This window comes from Enterococcus sp. DIV1283b (assembly GCF_051710965.1).
GTDB lineage: Bacteria > Bacillota > Bacilli > Lactobacillales > Enterococcaceae > Enterococcus_B > Enterococcus_B lactis.
In genome coordinates, this window is the sequence record NZ_JBIOLR010000001.1 from 675,983 (window position 1) to 694,078 (window position 18,096).

The 18,096-nt window shown below is 38.9% G+C and carries 15 protein-coding genes; 10 read left to right on the top strand and 5 right to left on the bottom strand.

All coding sequences use genetic code 11. The annotated features are described in order from the left end of the window. The first annotated feature begins 330 nt into the window (after positions 1–330). A complete protein-coding gene (nhaC, locus tag IGJ53_RS03190; RefSeq protein ID WP_002374013.1) occupies positions 331–1,749 on the top strand; it encodes a Na+/H+ antiporter NhaC in 1,419 nt (472 codons plus the stop codon). A 95-nt stretch (positions 1,750–1,844) separates the two neighbouring features. Here nhaC and IGJ53_RS03195 read toward each other — a convergent pair whose 3' ends face one another. Next, positions 1,845–3,185 (bottom strand): amino acid permease, encoded by a 1,341-nt coding sequence (locus IGJ53_RS03195; protein ID WP_002374011.1) that lies wholly within the window; start codon positions 3,183–3,185, stop codon positions 1,845–1,847. 268 nt (positions 3,186–3,453) lie between these two features. Here IGJ53_RS03195 and IGJ53_RS03200 point away from each other — a divergent pair, with 268 nt between their 5' ends. After that, positions 3,454–4,350, top strand: coding sequence for a hypothetical protein (locus tag IGJ53_RS03200; RefSeq protein ID WP_010732040.1), 897 nt, complete (start codon positions 3,454–3,456; stop codon positions 4,348–4,350). A 143-nt stretch (positions 4,351–4,493) separates the two neighbouring features. Here the strand turns inward: IGJ53_RS03200 and IGJ53_RS03205 are convergent, their stop codons facing one another. After that, positions 4,494–5,435, bottom strand: coding sequence for a 2-dehydropantoate 2-reductase (locus tag IGJ53_RS03205; protein WP_438749560.1), 942 nt, complete (start codon positions 5,433–5,435; stop codon positions 4,494–4,496). Between the two features lie 125 nt (positions 5,436–5,560). On the opposite strand from IGJ53_RS03205, the gene IGJ53_RS03210 reads away from it, so the two are divergent. From IGJ53_RS03210 to IGJ53_RS03240, 7 genes are all read left to right on the top strand, one after another. Further along, positions 5,561–6,682, top strand: a complete 1,122-nt coding sequence (locus IGJ53_RS03210) for a glycerate kinase family protein (RefSeq protein WP_010732042.1) — start codon at positions 5,561–5,563, stop codon at positions 6,680–6,682. Positions 6,683–6,940: 258 nt separating this feature from the next. Then, positions 6,941–8,443, top strand: a complete 1,503-nt coding sequence (gene eat(A), locus IGJ53_RS03215; RefSeq protein WP_010732043.1) for an ABC-F type ribosomal protection-like protein Eat(A) — start codon at positions 6,941–6,943, stop codon at positions 8,441–8,443. 66 nt (positions 8,444–8,509) lie between these two features. Then, positions 8,510–9,037: a histidine phosphatase family protein gene (locus tag IGJ53_RS03220; RefSeq protein ID WP_259741795.1), complete on the top strand. Its 528-nt coding sequence runs from the start codon at positions 8,510–8,512 to the stop codon at positions 9,035–9,037. A gap of 212 nt (positions 9,038–9,249) precedes the next feature. Continuing rightward, entirely contained in the window at positions 9,250–10,311 is a 1,062-nt protein-coding gene (locus tag IGJ53_RS03225) for a DUF871 domain-containing protein (protein WP_010732044.1), read from the top strand. 3 nt (positions 10,312–10,314) lie between these two features. Then, complete coding sequence (gene murQ, locus IGJ53_RS03230; protein ID WP_002306098.1) at positions 10,315–11,211, top strand: N-acetylmuramic acid 6-phosphate etherase; 897 nt, start codon at positions 10,315–10,317, stop codon at positions 11,209–11,211. A 13-nt stretch (positions 11,212–11,224) separates the two neighbouring features. Further along, positions 11,225–13,207: a glucose PTS transporter subunit IIA gene (locus IGJ53_RS03235; RefSeq protein WP_010732045.1), complete on the top strand. Its 1,983-nt coding sequence runs from the start codon at positions 11,225–11,227 to the stop codon at positions 13,205–13,207. Between the two features lie 213 nt (positions 13,208–13,420). After that, positions 13,421–13,828, top strand: a complete 408-nt coding sequence (locus tag IGJ53_RS03240; RefSeq protein WP_259741796.1) for a hypothetical protein — start codon at positions 13,421–13,423, stop codon at positions 13,826–13,828. A 191-nt stretch (positions 13,829–14,019) separates the two neighbouring features. Here IGJ53_RS03240 and nrdI read toward each other — a convergent pair whose 3' ends face one another. After that, entirely contained in the window at positions 14,020–14,466 is a 447-nt protein-coding gene (gene nrdI / locus IGJ53_RS03245; RefSeq protein WP_010732046.1) for a class Ib ribonucleoside-diphosphate reductase assembly flavoprotein NrdI, read from the bottom strand. A gap of 210 nt (positions 14,467–14,676) precedes the next feature. On the opposite strand from nrdI, the gene IGJ53_RS03250 reads away from it, so the two are divergent. Then, positions 14,677–16,101, top strand: coding sequence for a basic amino acid/polyamine antiporter (locus tag IGJ53_RS03250; protein WP_002306103.1), 1,425 nt, complete (start codon positions 14,677–14,679; stop codon positions 16,099–16,101). 178 nt (positions 16,102–16,279) lie between these two features. Here IGJ53_RS03250 and IGJ53_RS03255 read toward each other — a convergent pair whose 3' ends face one another. Next, complete coding sequence (locus tag IGJ53_RS03255) at positions 16,280–17,053, bottom strand: ABC transporter permease subunit (protein WP_086310496.1); 774 nt, start codon at positions 17,051–17,053, stop codon at positions 16,280–16,282. Next, on the bottom strand, positions 17,050–17,955 hold the full coding sequence (locus IGJ53_RS03260; protein WP_010732048.1) for an ABC transporter ATP-binding protein: 906 nt from the start codon (positions 17,953–17,955) through the stop codon (positions 17,050–17,052). The genes IGJ53_RS03255 and IGJ53_RS03260 overlap by 4 nt, the downstream gene beginning before the upstream one ends. Positions 17,956–18,096 lie beyond the last annotated feature (141 nt).

The window sequence follows — 18,096 nt, forward strand, 5'->3', positions numbered from 1 at the left end:
TGACAAATGATCTTATGGAAGGTAAACTTCATACAAGTCAACTTTTCACGCAGTAGCGGTTAGGTGTTTTGTTCAGAAAGTCGGTGGTCGCTGCGAACCGATCAAGCCTAATTGACGAATTACATGGAAAGTCCATACATTTGAATAATCGTTTGAAAGTGAAAAACAGATCTGTTTTTAATTAAGGTGGTACCGCGGAGTCATTCGTCCTTAGTTGAAAGCAGGTCTTTTTATTTTTATAAAGGAGGAATCGCGGATGAATTGTGGCGGAGTAATCCGATATCTTAACTTTTTTAGAACATAAGAACAACTAAAAAAGGAGAGATTATCATGGAAAAAAAAGGAACACCAAGTTTTTTAGAAGCAACACTTGTATTAATGGTCATTGTTTTAGGCATTGCGATTGGCGTAGTCGGATTAAAGGTTTCGCCTAATATCACGATTTTGGCAGCTATCGGAATGGTCATGTTGTACGCAGTGATAAAAAAATACCCGACAGATTGGCTGCACGAAGGGATCATCAATGGCATCAAACCGGGGATCATTCCAATCTTTATTTTTATTTTAGTCGGTTCATTGATTGCTGTATGGATACAAGCAGGAATTATTCCAACCCTCATGGTCATTGGATTTAAATTGATCAGTGTCCAGTGGTTCGTCCCTTCTGTATTTGTTGTTTGTGCAATCGTAGGTAGCGCTGTAGGGAGTGCCTTTACGGTTATGTCAACGATTGGGATTGCATTTTTTGGTATTGGGACAACACTAGGACTAAATCCAGCCCTTGTAGTTGGAGCCATTGTTTCAGGTGCCGTTTTTGGAGACAAGATGTCTCCATTATCCGAATCAACAAATTTAGCAGCAGCTATTGTTGATGCCGATTTGTTCAAACACATCAAGCATATGATGTGGTCGACTGTTCCGGCATTTGTTGTTTCTTTCTTTTTATTCATGATTTTAGGACACACAAGTAAAGCCGCAAGTCTTTCATCTATTCGTGAAGTGACCGATATTCTAGAAGCAAACTTTACTATTTCGATCTGGTCACTGATTCCTCTATTTTTAATGCTCTTGTGTGCATGGAAAAAGGTGCCGGCAATTTTGACGATTTTGTTGAATATCGCTGTAGCAGTAGGAATGATCTTTATTCAAAACCCACAAACTTCCTTAACGAAGTTGGCAGGGGTCATCGAATCTGGATTTGTTTCAAATACTGGAAACCAACAAATCGATTCACTACTTAGCCGTGGAGGAATCGAAAGTATGATGCCAACTGTGTCATTGATTATTCTAACATTGTCATTAGGTGGTTTGTTGATCGAATTTGGGTTGATTTCAACCGTTATGGAACGAGTATCAAGAAAGATGACGAACACTCCAAAATTGATTTTTACAACATTGATGACAAGCATCGGAGTAAATATCTTTATTGGAGAACAATTTCTATCTGTTATCCTGCCTGGTAATGCATTTAAAGAAACTTACGAAAAAGCAGGCTTTGATCCAACTGTATTAGGGAGAACACTAGAAGATGGTGGAACAGTAATCAACTACTTAGTACCTTGGGGGATCGCCGGAAGTTTCGTAGCAAGTACATTTGGCATTCCTACACTCACTTACTTGCCATTCGTGTTTTTCAGTTTGCTTTCACCTGTGTTTTCGATGGTCAGTGCCTTTACAGGTTGGGGGATCTCAAAGAAATTTATGAAACCGCAAGAAGCAGTAAGCAAGACAGCGCAATTAGAACAATAAAAACGTAAAAAGGAGCTGCAACAATTTTTGTCGCAGCTCCTTTTTTCAATAGCTCTAGCTATTCAATATAAATAGAATAAAATTCTCTATTGGTTTCATTCATTCGTCAAGACGAAAGCATCATTCTTTTTTTGATAACTGAAATAAATGAACAGGTAAAGCAGACCGGTCAATACAGTTACCCCAATGGAGTTCGTGAAGAGGATACCGAGGAAAATCAACCCTAAGACTGCTAATGCAAAAAAGCTGATTCCTTTGTCCCATAACGTTCCTTTCCTTAGTGCCAGTACAAAGGACGCCGCACTGATAATGATCCAGATCAATAATACTGTATAGGAAAGAGAACCTGCCAGATAGCCAAATAATTTGTCACCGACAAAATAAGAAAGAGCCACACCTAGATAAAGAACACTGGTACAAAACAGCACAGCACGTTGCGGTACTTGATGCTTGTTTAAAACAGCTAGTTTTCTAGAAGAACCTTTTCGATCTTTCAAGCGGAAGAACAAAATTCTCGAAGAAGCATATACACCTGAATTGATAGACGAGAACAGAGCAAGAACAATCACGAAATTGACGATATCTGCCGCAAATGGAATATTCATTTTTTCAAATACCATCACAAAAGGACTAACGTTCGTGCCTGCTAAAGTATTCCAAGGAAAAATAATCAAAAGCAAAAATAAAGGAATAATGTAAAAGGAAATGATTCTTCCCATGACGCCTTTGATTGCTTTAGGAATCGCACGTTTAGGATCATCTGCTTCGCTTACTGTGATAGCAATCAGTTCAGAACCGCCATAAGAATAGATAACTACAAGCAAAGAACTGATGATTCCCTTCATACCATGGGGAGTAAAACCACCATGATCAGTTAATTGTTGAAGGGTAGGGAAAACACCAGTACCCAACATTTGCTGACCGACAAGATAAGCAGCAAAAATGATCAATAGGATAATGACACTGATTTTAGCAAAGGCTAGCCAATATTCTGTCTCTGCGAATAATCGTACCGAATAAAGATTGATGATAGTAGTTAAAACAGCCAACATAAAAACAAATACCCAAGCTGGGATGTGGGGGAACCACAACTGTAAAAAGGAAGCAGCTGCAACAGCTTCAGCAATGATATTGATAATCCACATGGACCAGTAGACCCAATCGGTAAAATCGGCAGAATGAGCACCTAGATATGGACGAATCAATCCAGATAATCCGTGGTGCGTATCGCCACCACTTAAAACGATTTTTCCCAGACCTTTCATCACGATATATAAAATTATGCCGCCAATCAAAAAAGCGATCAATACAGAAGGGCCGGCGATTCCAATCGCTTCGCCACTTCCTTTAAATAGACCTGCACCAATCGCTCCACCCAAAGCTAGCATGGTGATATGTCGGGAGCTAAGTTGTTTTTTCAATTTTTTATCTTCCATAAATAACCTCTTTCTTTTAAATTCACAATCAAAATGTATAGTAAGAATAAATAGCAATAATAACAATGACTAATGATAACAAATTTTCAGACAATTACAACTATTCAGAAAACTTTTAGGCATATTTTAATGGAAGAATGATTTATTTCATCGTATTTTCATAGAAATGTTAAATTTTTATAAAAATAATAGGAAGCGTTTTACTGGCTTTTTACTATTTAAACAGGCTATCATAGGAAAAAGTGACAGAGAAAGTGAGGCGGAACAGATGAACAAAAACGACGTATTGCTAGTTGCGAAAAATAAATCACTTTATTTTTTTCCTTCCATCCGCTCTTTAGATGTTTGGTCCGGAAAAGATTTACTACAGTCGGAATTCATTAAATCAGCTCGACAACAGTTGGCAAATTATCAGCTGATCGTTTTTTTAGATTATGGATTTGATATGGAGATGGCTCGACGCGTGCGTCCATTTACCAATGCAAAAATCGTGTTATTTTTTTGGAACCACTTCAAAGCAGAACACGAGGCGATGCTGAAACAGGCACAAGATGAACCGGCAATCGATGAGATTTATCATTTTGATTTTTTGGAAGCGAAAGAACTTGGACTAAAACATAATAGTTCCTTTTATTCGAAACATATGGATTTTTCTTCTAGCGAACCAAAGACGGATCTTTTTTTTGGTGCAACAAATAACGGCAGAAAAGAACGGGCAGAAAAATATAAGCAGGAATTTACAAAAAGAGGTGTTACGACCAATTACTTTATTCTTCCGCTTCGAGGAAATGAACAACCTGGATACCTTACTTATGAAGAGTATCTGAAAAAAACTGGGGAATCGAGCGGGATTCTAGAACTGTTGCGGGAAGGGCAGCAAGGAGTGACTTTGCGAACGTTTGAATCTATGTATTTTCAAAAGAAGCTAGTGACAGATAATCAAGCCATAGCTCATTATCAGTTTTATCATCCTGAAAATATTTTTTTGCTTCAAGAACGTGATTTAGATGAATTACCGGAATTTCTGCATACGCCATTTCAGCCAATCCCATCAGAACTGTTGGAATTTTTTGATGCAGAAAATTGGGCAAAACGATTTTTCACTACTGACTCCGCTATTTATGAACAATATGAATACGATCTTTCCTCTGTTAAAAATAAATAAAAGTGCCAACCAATCATAGCTGAAAATAAACAGGCGCAATTCTTATGGCAACATGAGAATTGTGTTTTTCTTTTTGATCTTTCACGGGGGGTAAAAAAATGAGAACCAGCTGCTGATCCAGCTGATTCTCATCAGAGAGCCTTTTATTCTGCGCCAAGGATTCCTTCTTTTGCATGGACTAATTGGGTCAAAAAGGCACAATATGGTGTAGCAATATCATATTTTTGTCCTTTTCGCCAAACGGCACCATTGATGTAGTCGATTTCAGTCAAACGATGGTTTTTGATCAGGTCTTGGTACATAGATGGGTAATGCAACCCGATGTTGTCAGGATCATAAGTAGAAGCAATATGTTGGTACACTTCTTCTTGATCTAATGTGATTCCTTCTTTTGCTGCGATAGAAGCAAACTCAGATACGATCGTTCGAACCATGCCCTCTGCCGCTTTTTGCGCACCTAGTTCAGCAATATTACAATCCAAGATCGTGCATAATCCATTTAATGTTCCGTTTACACAAGCTTTTCGCCAAATGGAATAACGAATATTATGACTATAGATTGGATTCAATTTTGCTTCTTGAAAGACTTCTACAACTTTTTTTGTAAATACTTCGCCTTCTGGTTCCAAGTTCTCTAGTTCGATTTCTCCATCACCTAATAATGTGACTTTTCCGGGACCAGCTAGACCAGCTGTCCACATCGTGATCCCAAATAAGATATTTTTCTTTGGTACATATTTTTCCAGTACATCTTCATGACCTAATCCATTCAGTAAACACAAAACATAAGTATTCTCAGTAATAATGGATTGGATCGAACGAAACATATCATCTAATTGATTCGCTTTTGTCAAGGCTACGATCAAATCCACGTGTTCGTTGCTTTCGATGATTTCTTCTGGTGAATAGATTGGCAGTTTTGCAACTACTTCTTTGCCATTAAAGTCAGCAATCAATCCATTTGTACGAATGGCTTCAATGTGAGCAGGCCAGCGATCGATCAAAACGACCTCATTTCCGCTTTGATGCAACATCAATCCGATTCGGCTGCCCATTGCTCCGGCTCCAGCTATTGCGATTTTCATGTTTTTTCTCTCCTTTATTCAATGAGTTCTCTTTTAGTATATAGAAAAACAGAAGAAAATAGCATTGTTTTGTTTGAAAAAAGTGAAAAAAAGTGTCTTACTTAAGAAGAAAGTGAGGGATATAGATGGATATTTTGGCGGCAATCGATTCATTTAAAGGAAGTGCTTCTTCATTTGAATTAAATCAGGCAGTTCTAAATGGCTGGGAAGACCGTAAAGGAAGAAAAATCAATGTGCCGATTGCAGATGGCGGAGAAAATACTGCAGAAGCAATCTATTACGCGCTCGGGGGAACCTGGCGTACGATTGATGGGATGGATCTCTTATTTCGTCAGCGAAAAATCAGTTATTTATTGACGAACTGGCAAGGAAAAAATACCGCAGTCATTGAATCTGCACAAGTATTAGGATTAGATTTACTCGATAAACCAACGGATCAAACCATCCGACTTGCTTCTAGTTATGCCTTGGGAGAGCTTATCAAAGATGCACTGCTTCAAGAAGTGGAACAAATCATTGTCACTTTAGGAGGGAGCGGATGTAGCGATGGCGGTCTAGGATTACTCCAATCCTTGGGTGCTTCTTTAGAAGGGTACACAGAAGGAAATCCTTTGTTATCTACTAAAAAACTTCATTTGGATCGAAGGAACGTTCTTGTTTCTAAAGTAAAAGTGATCATCGCTGCAGATGTGACCAATCCATATACAGGTCAACAAGGAGCTGCTTGGCAATTTGGAAGACAAAAAGGAGGAACGGATACGACGTTAGCTTTCTTGGATAAACAAGCAGAAAAAATTGCTCAGCAGATAAAAGATTTTTGGGAGGTGGATTTAGATGACATCCCAGGAAGCGGAGCAGCAGGCGGTATTGGCGGAGCCCTTTTTTTGTTAGGAGCGAAGATGGTCTCTGGTTTTGAGTTGGTCAGCCAAATCACTGGATTAGAAAAACAGATCGAACAAGCAGATGTCATCATTACAGGAGAAGGGCGGATTGATCAGCAAACAATTCACGGAAAAGTTCCATATGGCGTAGCAGTGCTTGCAAAAAAATATCGAAAACCAATAATCGCTATTTGCGGAAGTAGAGACCAAGAGTTGGAAGGACTCTCTGATTTTCTCCCCATTGTCTTAAGCATTCAATTAGGACCAATCGATTTAGAGGAAGCAATGGAACACAGGCAAACATTAGAAAAAACAAAAATCTTAGGACAGACACTCAGCAGATTTTTCACCATCCTCCCGAAGTAGTTGACAAAATCAATTTCTTTATGCTATCGTAATTTCAAATATAGGACAAAGTGAGGGATCCGTGCATTGAAAAATTAAGTCGATTGATGAAAGCTGCATTCAGACTGTACCTTGTGGAGACAAGGGAGCAGTGTGCAGATTTTCAGGATTGGCTTGGTTCTTTCGATGTATGGGTCTTTTTGTGTGCACCAAACCCTTGCATCCTCTTTAGCCAGTTCTGAAAATAGGACTGGTCTTTTTTTACGAGGTGATGGAATAATGTCTAAAATCGAAATAAAAAATCTGACATTCGGCTATGACAGCCAAGGCACATTATTATTTGAACAAGCCAATCTAAACTTTGACACACAATGGAAACTAGGACTTATCGGACGAAACGGTCGAGGAAAGACAACTTTACTGAATATCCTGCAAAACAAACTCCCTTATCAAGGGCAAGTGAGCCATCAGCAAGCGTTTGTCTATTTCCCGCAGCAAACAAAAGATAAAGAGCGTTTAACCTATTATGTATTAAATGAGATTACGGATTTTGAGATATGGGAAATTGAAAGAGAGCTCCAACTGATGCAAACAGATCCTGAAATCTTATGGAGAGAATTCAGCACACTATCAGGAGGAGAGAAGACAAAAGTCCTACTGGCACTCTTATTTGTGGATGACACTCATTTCCCGTTAATCGATGAACCAACGAATCATTTGGATATCTCTGGTAGAAAACAAGTAGCGGCTTATTTGAAAAAGAAAAAACAAGGATTCATCGTGGTGAGTCATGATCGGGGATTTATCGATGAAGTAGTGGACCATGTTTTAGCAATCGAAAAGAGCCAACTGGAACTCTATCAAGGGAATTTCTCTATCTATGAAGAACAGAAAAAACTTCGTGATGAATTTGAAATAGCTCAAAATGAAAAATTGAAAAAAGAAGTCAGCAGGCTAAAGAAAACAGCGGCAGAAAAAGCAGAATGGTCTCGTTCCCGAGAAGGAGACAAAACAAAGAAAAAAGTCGGATTCATCGATACGGAATCTAGGCGAGTAAATAAAGGAGCAGTAGGCGCTGATGCTGCACGGACGATGAAACGATCTAAAGCAATCGTGAATCGGATGGAAACCCAGATCAGTGAGAAAGAAAAATTATTAAAAGATATCGAGTATATCGATGCTTTGACGATGAATAGCCAAGTGTCTCATCATAAACGGCTGTTAAGCGTAGAAAATCTTCAATTAGGGTATGAAAATCTGTTATTCGAGCCAGTTCATTTTACGATCGAACCTCATCAGCGGGTGGCAATTTCAGGTCCTAACGGCGCGGGAAAGTCATCCATTATCCATTATCTTCTGGGAACATTCAACGGCAAGGTTGTAGGAGAAAAATCCCAGCCCAAACATTTGACCATTAGTTACGTACGCCAAAATTATGAAGACAATCGAGGGACATTGGCGGAATTCGCAGAGAAAAACCGAGTAGACTACCAAGCATTTTTGAATAATCTCCGAAAGCTTGGGATGGAAAGAGATGTTTTTCATAACAAAATCGAACAGATGAGTATGGGACAACGGAAAAAAGTGGAATTGGCTAAATCTTTATCACAACCAGCTGAGCTATATATATGGGATGAACCATTGAATTATTTGGATGTCTTCAATCAAGAACAATTAGAACAACTGATTTTGAACGTGAAACCTGCTATGTTACTAGTGGAACATGATCAAACCTTTCTAGATAAAGTATCTACTGAGATTATTTCTCTTGAGAAAATCTAAACCTTGTAATCTCAAAGACAACAAGGTATGGTTAAGGAGAACTTTGTCAACGAAGGAGAGAATCACATGCTTTATGTAACGAGACACGGAGAAACAACTTGGAACGCACAAGGATTAGTTTGTGGGCGGGCAGATGTGCCGCTGACTGAAAAAGGACAGATGCAGGCACAGGCACTAGCAGAAAAGGTAGTAGATTTGCCTGTTCCGATCACGAAAATCATCCATTCCCCTCTTCAACGAGCAAGAGATACAGCACAAGCAGTAGCTGATCGTCTCAATTTGCCGATGACCGCTGATGAGCGATTGGTAGAAATGGATTTTGGGGATTATGATGGACTGCCAAGCAAAGATGAAAACTTTCAAAAAGCGCGTTTAGCGTTTGCTGTACGTTTCCCAAATGGAGAGTCGGTCTTAGATGTGTATGCACGGATCGTTCCTTTATTGAAAGAATGCATGGAAGACGAAGAAAATGTCTACTTGTTAGTCTGTCATAATGCCTTGATAAGAGTGATCAATGCTTATTTTCATCCGATGCCTAATGAAGGGTTCTTTACATTCATGGTAGACAATACAGAATTGGTTTCTTATGAGTAATTAGGCTTTTTTGTTATTTAAATAAAAATGTTTCAAGGCACTGCTTTTGCTTAGCAGTGCCTTTTTTTAGGTTATGACAATTCTTTTGGCAGTATAAACCTAATTTTTAGAAATGAAATTTAATTATTTTAATAAAAGTATTGAAATTTTGTTTCTTTAGATATATACTCTAGTCATAGAAATGAAGACGGATACAGAAAAAGAGGGATAATATGTTTGGCTTTTCAATATTTATGAATGATTCTTTGTCAGAAGAGAAGAAACAGTATATCCGCCAAATGGCATCCAATGGCTTTGTCGGTATTTTCACTTCCATGCATATACCGGAAGATGATGTTTCGGCTTATCAAAATCGATTGATCGAACTAGGAAGCGAAGCGAAAAAGAATAAACTAGAGTTGATGGTCGATATTTCAGGAGAGGCATTGAAACGAGCTGGCTTTTCATTAGAAGATCTAACACCCTTGAAAGCAATTGGTGTAACAGGGTTAAGAATGGATTATCATATTTCTAATCAGCAGATCGCTGACTGGTCTCATCAATTGAAAATCAGTTTGAATGCCAGCACGATCACGCCTAAAGATATCGATGAGTTGAAAGAAGCAGAGGCTGATTTCTCACAGATCGAAGCTTGGCATAATTATTATCCACGTCCTGAAACAGGGCTGGACAAAGAATGGTATCAGGAAAAAAATCAATGGCTCAAAACTCAAGGATTCCTTGTCCAAGGTTTTGTACCAGGAGATACAGAGTTGAGAGGTCCACTGTATCAGGGATTGCCGACTTTGGAAGAACATCGAGGAATCCATCCTCTTGCAGGCGCTCTTGAACTATTAGCAAGTAACACGGATATTGTTTATATCGGAGATGCAGGTCTGTCAGAACACGTTCAGGAGCAATTTGCTTCTTTCCAAAAAGAACAGACAGTCTTGCTCCATACGGAACCTGTAGATGAAGATTTTTACGAATATATATTAGGAAAACATACGAATCGGCAAGATGATGCAAGAGATGTCATACGAAGCGCAGATGCGCGTTTTCGAGAGATTCCGCCAATCCCAGTAAGAAATACAGCTAAGCGTATGAAAGGATCTATTACTTTAGATAACGAAAAGTATTTGCGCTATATGGGCGAGATCCAATTAACTAAATATGATTTGCCAGCGGATGAAAAAGTGAATGTAGTAGCCAAAGTCATCAAAGAAGAACTACCGCTGATCAACCAAATCAAAGCTGGTATGAACTATCAATTTATAAGAAAAGAAGGAAGATAAAAAATGAGCAAAATCAATTTAGAGAACCTAACAACGGAACGCAGAAACCAAGAAACTTTTGGATTAGATGAAATGAGTATTTCTCAAGCAGTCCAACTAATGAACAAAGAAGATCAGAAAGTGGCCGCTGCTGTTGAAAAAGAACTGACAAGTATCGAGCCAGTGATCGCCAACACGATTGAATCCTTTAAAAAAGGTGGTCGCTTGATTTATATGGGAGCTGGAACGAGTGGTAGACTTGGTGTATTAGATGCTGCTGAATGTGTACCGACATTCGGTGTAGAACCGGAAATGGTCATAGGTCTAATTGCTGGTGGAGAAGAAGCAATGACTGTAGCCGTCGAAGGAGCCGAAGATTCTTATGAATTAGGGCAAGAAGATCTAATCAAGCTGAATTTAACAAAAAATGATATAGTTATTGGTATCGCAGCTAGCGGTCGTACACCATATGTGATTGGTGGATTAGATTACGCAAAATCGATTGGTGCTGTTACAGGAACGATTTCTTGCAATAAACAAGCAGAAATCAGCAAGCATGCGGATTTCCCAATCGAAGTCGATGCAGGACCAGAATTTTTGACAGGCTCTACTCGATTGAAGTCAGGAACAGCACAAAAACTGATTTTGAATATGATTTCTACTATCAGTATGATCGGTATCGGTAAAGTATTCAATAACTTGATGGTCGACGTCAAACCAACAAATGAAAAACTAATCGAACGCTCAAAACGAATCATCATGCAAGCGACAGAAGCTGACTACGAAACAGCTGAAAAGTACTTTGAAGAAGCAGATCAAAATGTCAAACTGGCTATCGTCATGATTTTGACAAATAGTGATAAAGAGGCAGCTCAAGCAAAATTAGCTGAAGCAAACGGTTTTGTAAAAGGAACCTTATGAGGGGGAAAAGACCATGGCAAAAAACGAATTGACTTTGGAAGAACTGGCAAAACAAATTTATCAAGGAGCAGGCGGTATGGGCAATGTTGAAAGCATTGTCCACTGCATGACTCGTGTACGTATGAAGGTCATCAATGATGATCTTGTAAATGTCTCGGAATTAAAAGCGATTCCAGGAGTACTTGGCGTAGTAGAGGATGAACAGCTCCAAGTCATCATAGGACCTGGGAAAGTGAACAAAGTAGCGCAAGAAATGGTTGACTTAGCAGGCGTGAAATTAGGAGAAAAACTTCCTTCTGCTAGTGCAGCTACAGCAAATTCGTCTGCATCTGGAAAAGACCGTGTAAACGAACGGGCACAAGAAATGAAAGCGGCACAAAAATCGAAACAAAAACCCTCTAAAATCAAATCGGTATTAAAAGATATCTCTAATATCTTTGTACCAATGATCCCTGCATTTGTCGGCACTGGGATCGTGGCAGGGATTGCCGCAGTTTTAGCAAACTTAGTCACAGCTGGAACACTAGACGCAGGAACATGGCAACAATATATCGATGTGATGAACATCTTGAAAAACGGGATGTTTAGCTATCTAGTTATCTATACAGGTATCAATGCTGCACAAGTTTTTGGTGCAACGCCAACGCTTGGTGGAGTTATCGGGGCTGTTGTGATGCTGACAGGGATGAATCCGGAAGCACCACTGAAAAACTTGTTTACCGGTGAAGCTCTTGCAGCTGGACAAGGCGGGATCTTAGGTGTTATCTTCGCAGTTTGGTTATTGTCAATCGTTGAGAAAAAACTGCATAAAGTAGTACCTGATGCGGTAGATATCATCGTTACGCCAACTCTTTCACTGATTGCCATCGGTCTGATCGAAATTTTCTTCATCATGCCTTTAGCAGGGTTCATTTCTGACGGCATGGTCGGTGGGATCAACTGGGTACTTGGTGTTGGAGGAGCATTTGCCGGCTTCGTTCTAGGTACATTATTCTTGCCAATGGTCATGTTCGGACTACATCAGATCTTGACGCCAATCCATGTACAAATGATTGATGAAACTGGTCGTACCTTATTGCTTCCAATCCTTGCGATGGCCGGAGCAGGACAAGTGGGTGCAGCATTGGCATTATGGATCCGCTGCAAAAAAGACAAAGAATTAACAGAAATGATCAAAGGGGCTTTACCAGTCGGAATCTTAGGAATCGGCGAACCATTGATTTACGGAGTAACATTACCTCTAGGACGTCCATTTATTACTGCTTGTATCGGTGGAGGTATCGGTGGGGCAGTGATCGGAATGATCGGAAATGTCGGAGCAATCGCTATTGGACCTTCAGGAGCCGCTTTGATCCCATTGATCTCTGATGGTAAATGGTTAGGCTATATCCTTGGTTTATTGGCCGCTTACGCTGGTGGATTCGTTGCTACATTCTTCTTCGGTATTCCTAAAGACCGTTTAGAAAAAGAAGAACTAGCGACCGAAACAGCCACAGTAAATGAAGTACCTGAAAAAGCAGTACCTCAAGCTTCAGCTGAAAGTGTGACTATCCTCTCATCAGTCGCTGACGGAACAGTAGTTTCTTTAGATAAAGCAAGTGATCCAGTTTTTGCACAAAAAATGATGGGTGAAGGTTACTTTGTAGAACCAGAAAACGGACATATCTATTCTCCGGTTACTGGAGTAATAAGTTCTGTTTTCCCAACAAAACATGCTATCGGCATTACGACACCAAATGGCTTAGAAATCTTGCTTCACATGGGCATCAACACAGTTGACTTAGGCGGTACGCCATTCGATGTGAAAGTAACAGAAGGACAGCAAGTGACACCTGATACGCTTGTAGCAGAAGCTGACCTAGAAGCAATCAAAGCAGCAGACAAAGAAACCTCCATGATCGTCTTGGTAACCAATATGGATCGTGTAAAAAACTTTGTCTTGGAAAAAACAGGTAAAGCGAAAGCAAAAGCACCTGTGATGGATGTCAAAGCTTAATAAGATACTTCTGGAAAAAACGTTTATTCGGAAAAAGGGATTGTGACACTTTTTTGTCGCAGCCCTTTTTTTATTTGTTCCAGTTTTTTTTTTTTTAGAAAATGTAGTTCAAGTTAACGCTTCCTTTTAGGGTAAAATTATAGATGTATCAAAATAAAAATAATTAGGAGATAGCTGTATGAAAAAAATTTTTTCTTATGTCTAGTCACTATCATGCCAGTTATATTGTCCCCAGTAGCCATTTTTAGCCAACCAGTCACAGTCAATGCATCAGAAATATCAAGTAATGAAAAAGAAGGAATCAGTACTCTATCAATAACAAGTCCAGTTTTTGACGCTGATTATGATAATATTCCAGCTGATATGTTGAATGAGAGAGTTCAACCAAGAATTTTAGGTAAAGTTACCGTGTTTGTAGCTGGTATAGTAGTAGGCTATATTGTTGATGGAATAATTATTTATAGGACTGGGCAACCAGTATCACAACATATTGCAAATGCGATGAATGCTGCTAGAATATGGTATAATAATAATAAATTTACTTCTAACTTATCGACGGTACACTATGCTAATGGTGGAATATTTGGAGGTAATGGAAGACCTTTTTCAGCACAAATTTAGACGGAGATAATTAATGATGAAAAACAAATGGCAATTAATAATTGTTTTTATTATGGGTGTATGTGTAGGGCTTTTATTGAGATCGTTTCTATAAAAATAAAGAATAATAAAAAATATACAAGTAGTAGCTAAAAATTTTAATAAGCTGAACACTAAAAAATGTATCGAGGTGTCCAGCTTATTCTTTTGTGTTATTTATTTTTTTCTGCCAAAATTTGATAAACGCGTGCCACATCAGATGGTGTTCCCCGTAATTCATAATCTGCCAAGAAAGGAAAGCCGAATCTTTGTGCGTATTGTTTGGCTGTCAGACAATATTGATTGTTGAAGTTTTTATTACCGCTACCGACTACACCAAGGCAAAGTTTATGATTGTCTTCGTATTCCAGATATTCGCGCATTGTTTCGGTCAAGATTTCTGTGTCACCGTTGTCTAACCCATTCCCGCCGTCTAAATAAGTAGGAACGAAAGTAAAAAATGGTTCTGTTTCTTTCGTAAAATCGCTATTTTCATGGATTTCTTTTAAAGTAACTTCAGGATTGACAGGATTTTCTGCATGCATTTTTTCAGCATATTCTGCTAGATGTTTGGCAAAAGCACGCGTATTTCCTGAAATCGATATATATAAAATGTTCATGGCTCATCCCCCAATTCTTTCCCTTTAGTATAGCATCTTTTTTAAGTTTTTTGGTGGTGTAATTTGGAAAGGGACTAGGCGCTTTGCTTGTATAATGAGAAAAAAGTCGGTAGAATTATATTTCTATTAAAGTTTTTATTAATTAAGTAAAAATAAAAAAGGTTTGTTATACTTTTTGATAAAAGCGGTTTTACTTTGGAGGATGCTTACATGGATACAGAGCAACAGAAAAAAGGAATTGGTTTGATTCCACTTGCTGCCTTAGTGATTGGTTCAGCGATTGGAGGTGGCGTATTTGGTATTATGACGGACATCTCCGGATCGGCTGGTGGCCCAGCTATCTTCAGCTGGGTACTCGTAGGAACAGCAATGTTGATGCTTTCCTTATCGATCAATAATATCAATAAAAAACGTCCAGATTTAAAAGGCGGGATCTTTAGTTACGCAGAAGAAGGTTTTGGCCGTTTCGCTGGTTTTATCAGCGGTTGGGGTTACTGGCTCACATGCTGGTTAGGAAACGTGGCGTTCGCAACCTTGTTGATGAGTGCATTAGGTTATTTCTTCCCCGTATTCGAAGGTGGTCAAAATGTGGCATCGATCGTGATGAGTACGATCTTCTTATGGGGATATGCATGGCTAGTGAATCGGGGAGTTGAAAATGCTAGCTTTGTCAATGCTATCGTCACATTTTGTAAATTAGTGCCATTATTTTTGTTTATTGTAGTAGCTATCAGCACCTTTTCGATCCAACAATTCATTAATAACTTTTCTAGCGATATCATATTGAATGCGAATGGGCAGCCGATCCCGTTTTCTAGTCAAGTATTGAGTTGCATCATGGTGATGCTTTGGGTATTCGTTGGTATTGAAGGAGCTTCTGTCGTAGGCTCACGAGCAAAAAAACAATCGGATGTTGGGAAAGCAACGATTCTAGGAATATTCGGTTTGATCATTATTTACGTCTTGGTTTCCATGCTTCCATATGGCACAATGACGATGAATCAGCTGCAAACGATCAAAGCGCAACCTGCTATGGGATATGTATTTGAAATGATGGTTGGTAAATGGGGGGCGGTCGTGATTAACGGCGGTTTGATCATTTCTTTAGTTGGGGTTTGGCTCTCATGGACAATCTTGCCGATTGAAACAATGGGGAATATGGCTGAGGACGGACTTTTGCCTAAAGCATGGGGAAAACTCAACAAAAATGGGGCACCAACTTATGCTATCGTATTGACGACGTTATGTACGAATGTCTTTTTACTTTCATTATTATTCACTGACAGTGCGTATAACTTTGCTTATACACTTGGTACAGCAGCGATTTTCTTCACGTGGCTTTTCTTAGGGCTGTACCAAATGAAGCTTTCTTATCAGCGGAAAGAATGGGTCCAATTTTTAGTAGGATTTTTAGCAAGTGCTTTTCAAGTATGGGCCATGCTAGTCGTAGCCTTTAATGAAGTGATGCTTGTTCTTGTTCTTTTCTTACCAGGCATTTATTTTTACCTCAAAGCACGTAAAGAGCAAAACGAACCTGTACAACATATCCACTTAGATAAGATTTTACTTATCGGTGTGACGATGGTCGGAGTAATCGCAATGGTTTTATTTGCCACTGGGATGCTTCACGTATAGAAGTATAAAGAGAGGCTGTGAGCCTGTCGTTTATTCAAAAAAAGGAGCGGTGACACGAATGGTGTCACTGCTCCTTTTTTTGAATAAATGGTGTTCAAGAAGTAGCTTCTCTTCTAAAAATAAGCCGAAATTTCTTGAAACTGACTACTTCTGTCACAACCTCTTTTTTAATGAACCATCATACATTTTTTCGCTTGAATACGAGGTATCCCAATGCTAAGAACAAAGCAATGTAAGCTAAATTGCCAAACAGCATTTGATTAGTAGAAAGATGAGTCCATTGCTTCATGATCTCTTCGTTGCCAATTTGGTTTTGCAGATTCAGCATACTGATTGGATTCCATTTGATCCACTCCCATTTTTGAATGAGTGCGATGAGGATACCAGATATGATTGATGAAGCAAAATAAAAGACGATCCCTGCTGAGATGGAGGCACCGGAACTATTGATAAAACAAGCAATCATCAACACTAAACTTAAAATCAGCCATAAACCGATATAACTACCCAAAGTATAAGTGAACAAGCTTTGGATTAGTGTCTGACCAGTAGAAATCTTCTCCGTAAAGGAAATCGAAGGGAAAAGGATCAGTTTCATCAACACGGTGACAATAATAGCTAAAAGGTATAAATAAATAGAATAAATAACTAATGTGATCCATTTACTTACTAATATTTCTCCTCGAGAATACTTTCGATAAAGGAGATTTTTCAATGTACCATATTGTGATTCCATTGAAATGATCGTACTTGCAGCAGCAATCATGATAAAGACAATCCAAGATGTGGCACTGAAAAGCTGAGCAGTCATTTCAACTGGATCAATAATCGTCGTGTATTTTTTGGCTAGAAGTGCTGTTCCTATGAGCAAAGCGACTAATAGAACAGATAAAACAGCAGTTGACTTTTTCTTGATCAATTTAAATAATTCTTGTTTTACAAGCAATGTCATTTTTCCTCTTCCCCCTTTACTGAATCCAGAATTTCCAATAGGGAAGATTCCAAATCATTCGTCAGATGCTGAACATCTGTCACATGGATATTTTCTGCAGACAATAACTGAATCACAGTTCCTAATAATTCTTCGTTTTCTTTTAGAAGCTTGATTTTATCAGGATCTTCCAAGGGATATCCAGCGTCTGTCAAGATCGTTCGAGCAGCTTGATCATTTGTTGTAGAGATAACGATGAAATCTTGCGCTGTTTGGTTCAATTCAGCCATTGTACATTGTTTGATGATCTTTCCTTGATTGATCAGGATCAGCTCATCGACCATTTTTTCAAGCTCGCTGAGTAAGTGACTGGAGATCAAGAAAGAGGTGCCCTGAGTAGCCAAGTCGGTAATGATTTTTCGCACATCTCTTGTTGCTTGTGGATCCAAACCGTTCATCGGCTCATCTAAAATAACGATAGACGGATGGTTCAGTAAGGCAAGAGCAATTCCCAATTTTTGTTTCATTCCCAATGAGTAGGATTTCGCTTTTTTGTGAATGTACTTTTCCATCTTGAGCTGATTCACGATAGTGTCGATAGCAGATACATCGTTTGTTTCAGAGAATAACTTCAGATGATCATAACCTGTTAAGAATGGATAGATACCCGGATATTCGATCAATGCTCCTACTTGTTCTAATCCTTTATGACTAGAGGGAGAAATCTCATTTTCACCAATACGGATCGTTCCTTCTGAGTAATGGATCAGTCCTAAAATAGCTTTCATGATCGTTGTTTTTCCAGCGCCATTAGGACCTACTAATCCAACGATTTTGCCAGGAGATAAGCTAAAACTGACATCGCTGAGGGCTTGTTTGTGACCAAAGTTCTTGGATAATTCTTGGATCGAAAGACTTTTCAAAAATATTCACTCCTTTTCTATAGATAGTACAAGCATACACCTGATGAGCAGAGAAGTCGCTAGGTCATTAGTCTTATTTTCTTGTTTTTTCATAGAAAGAGGAATATCAAATAAAAAGCCCCGCTTTTTCTGATCAGTCCT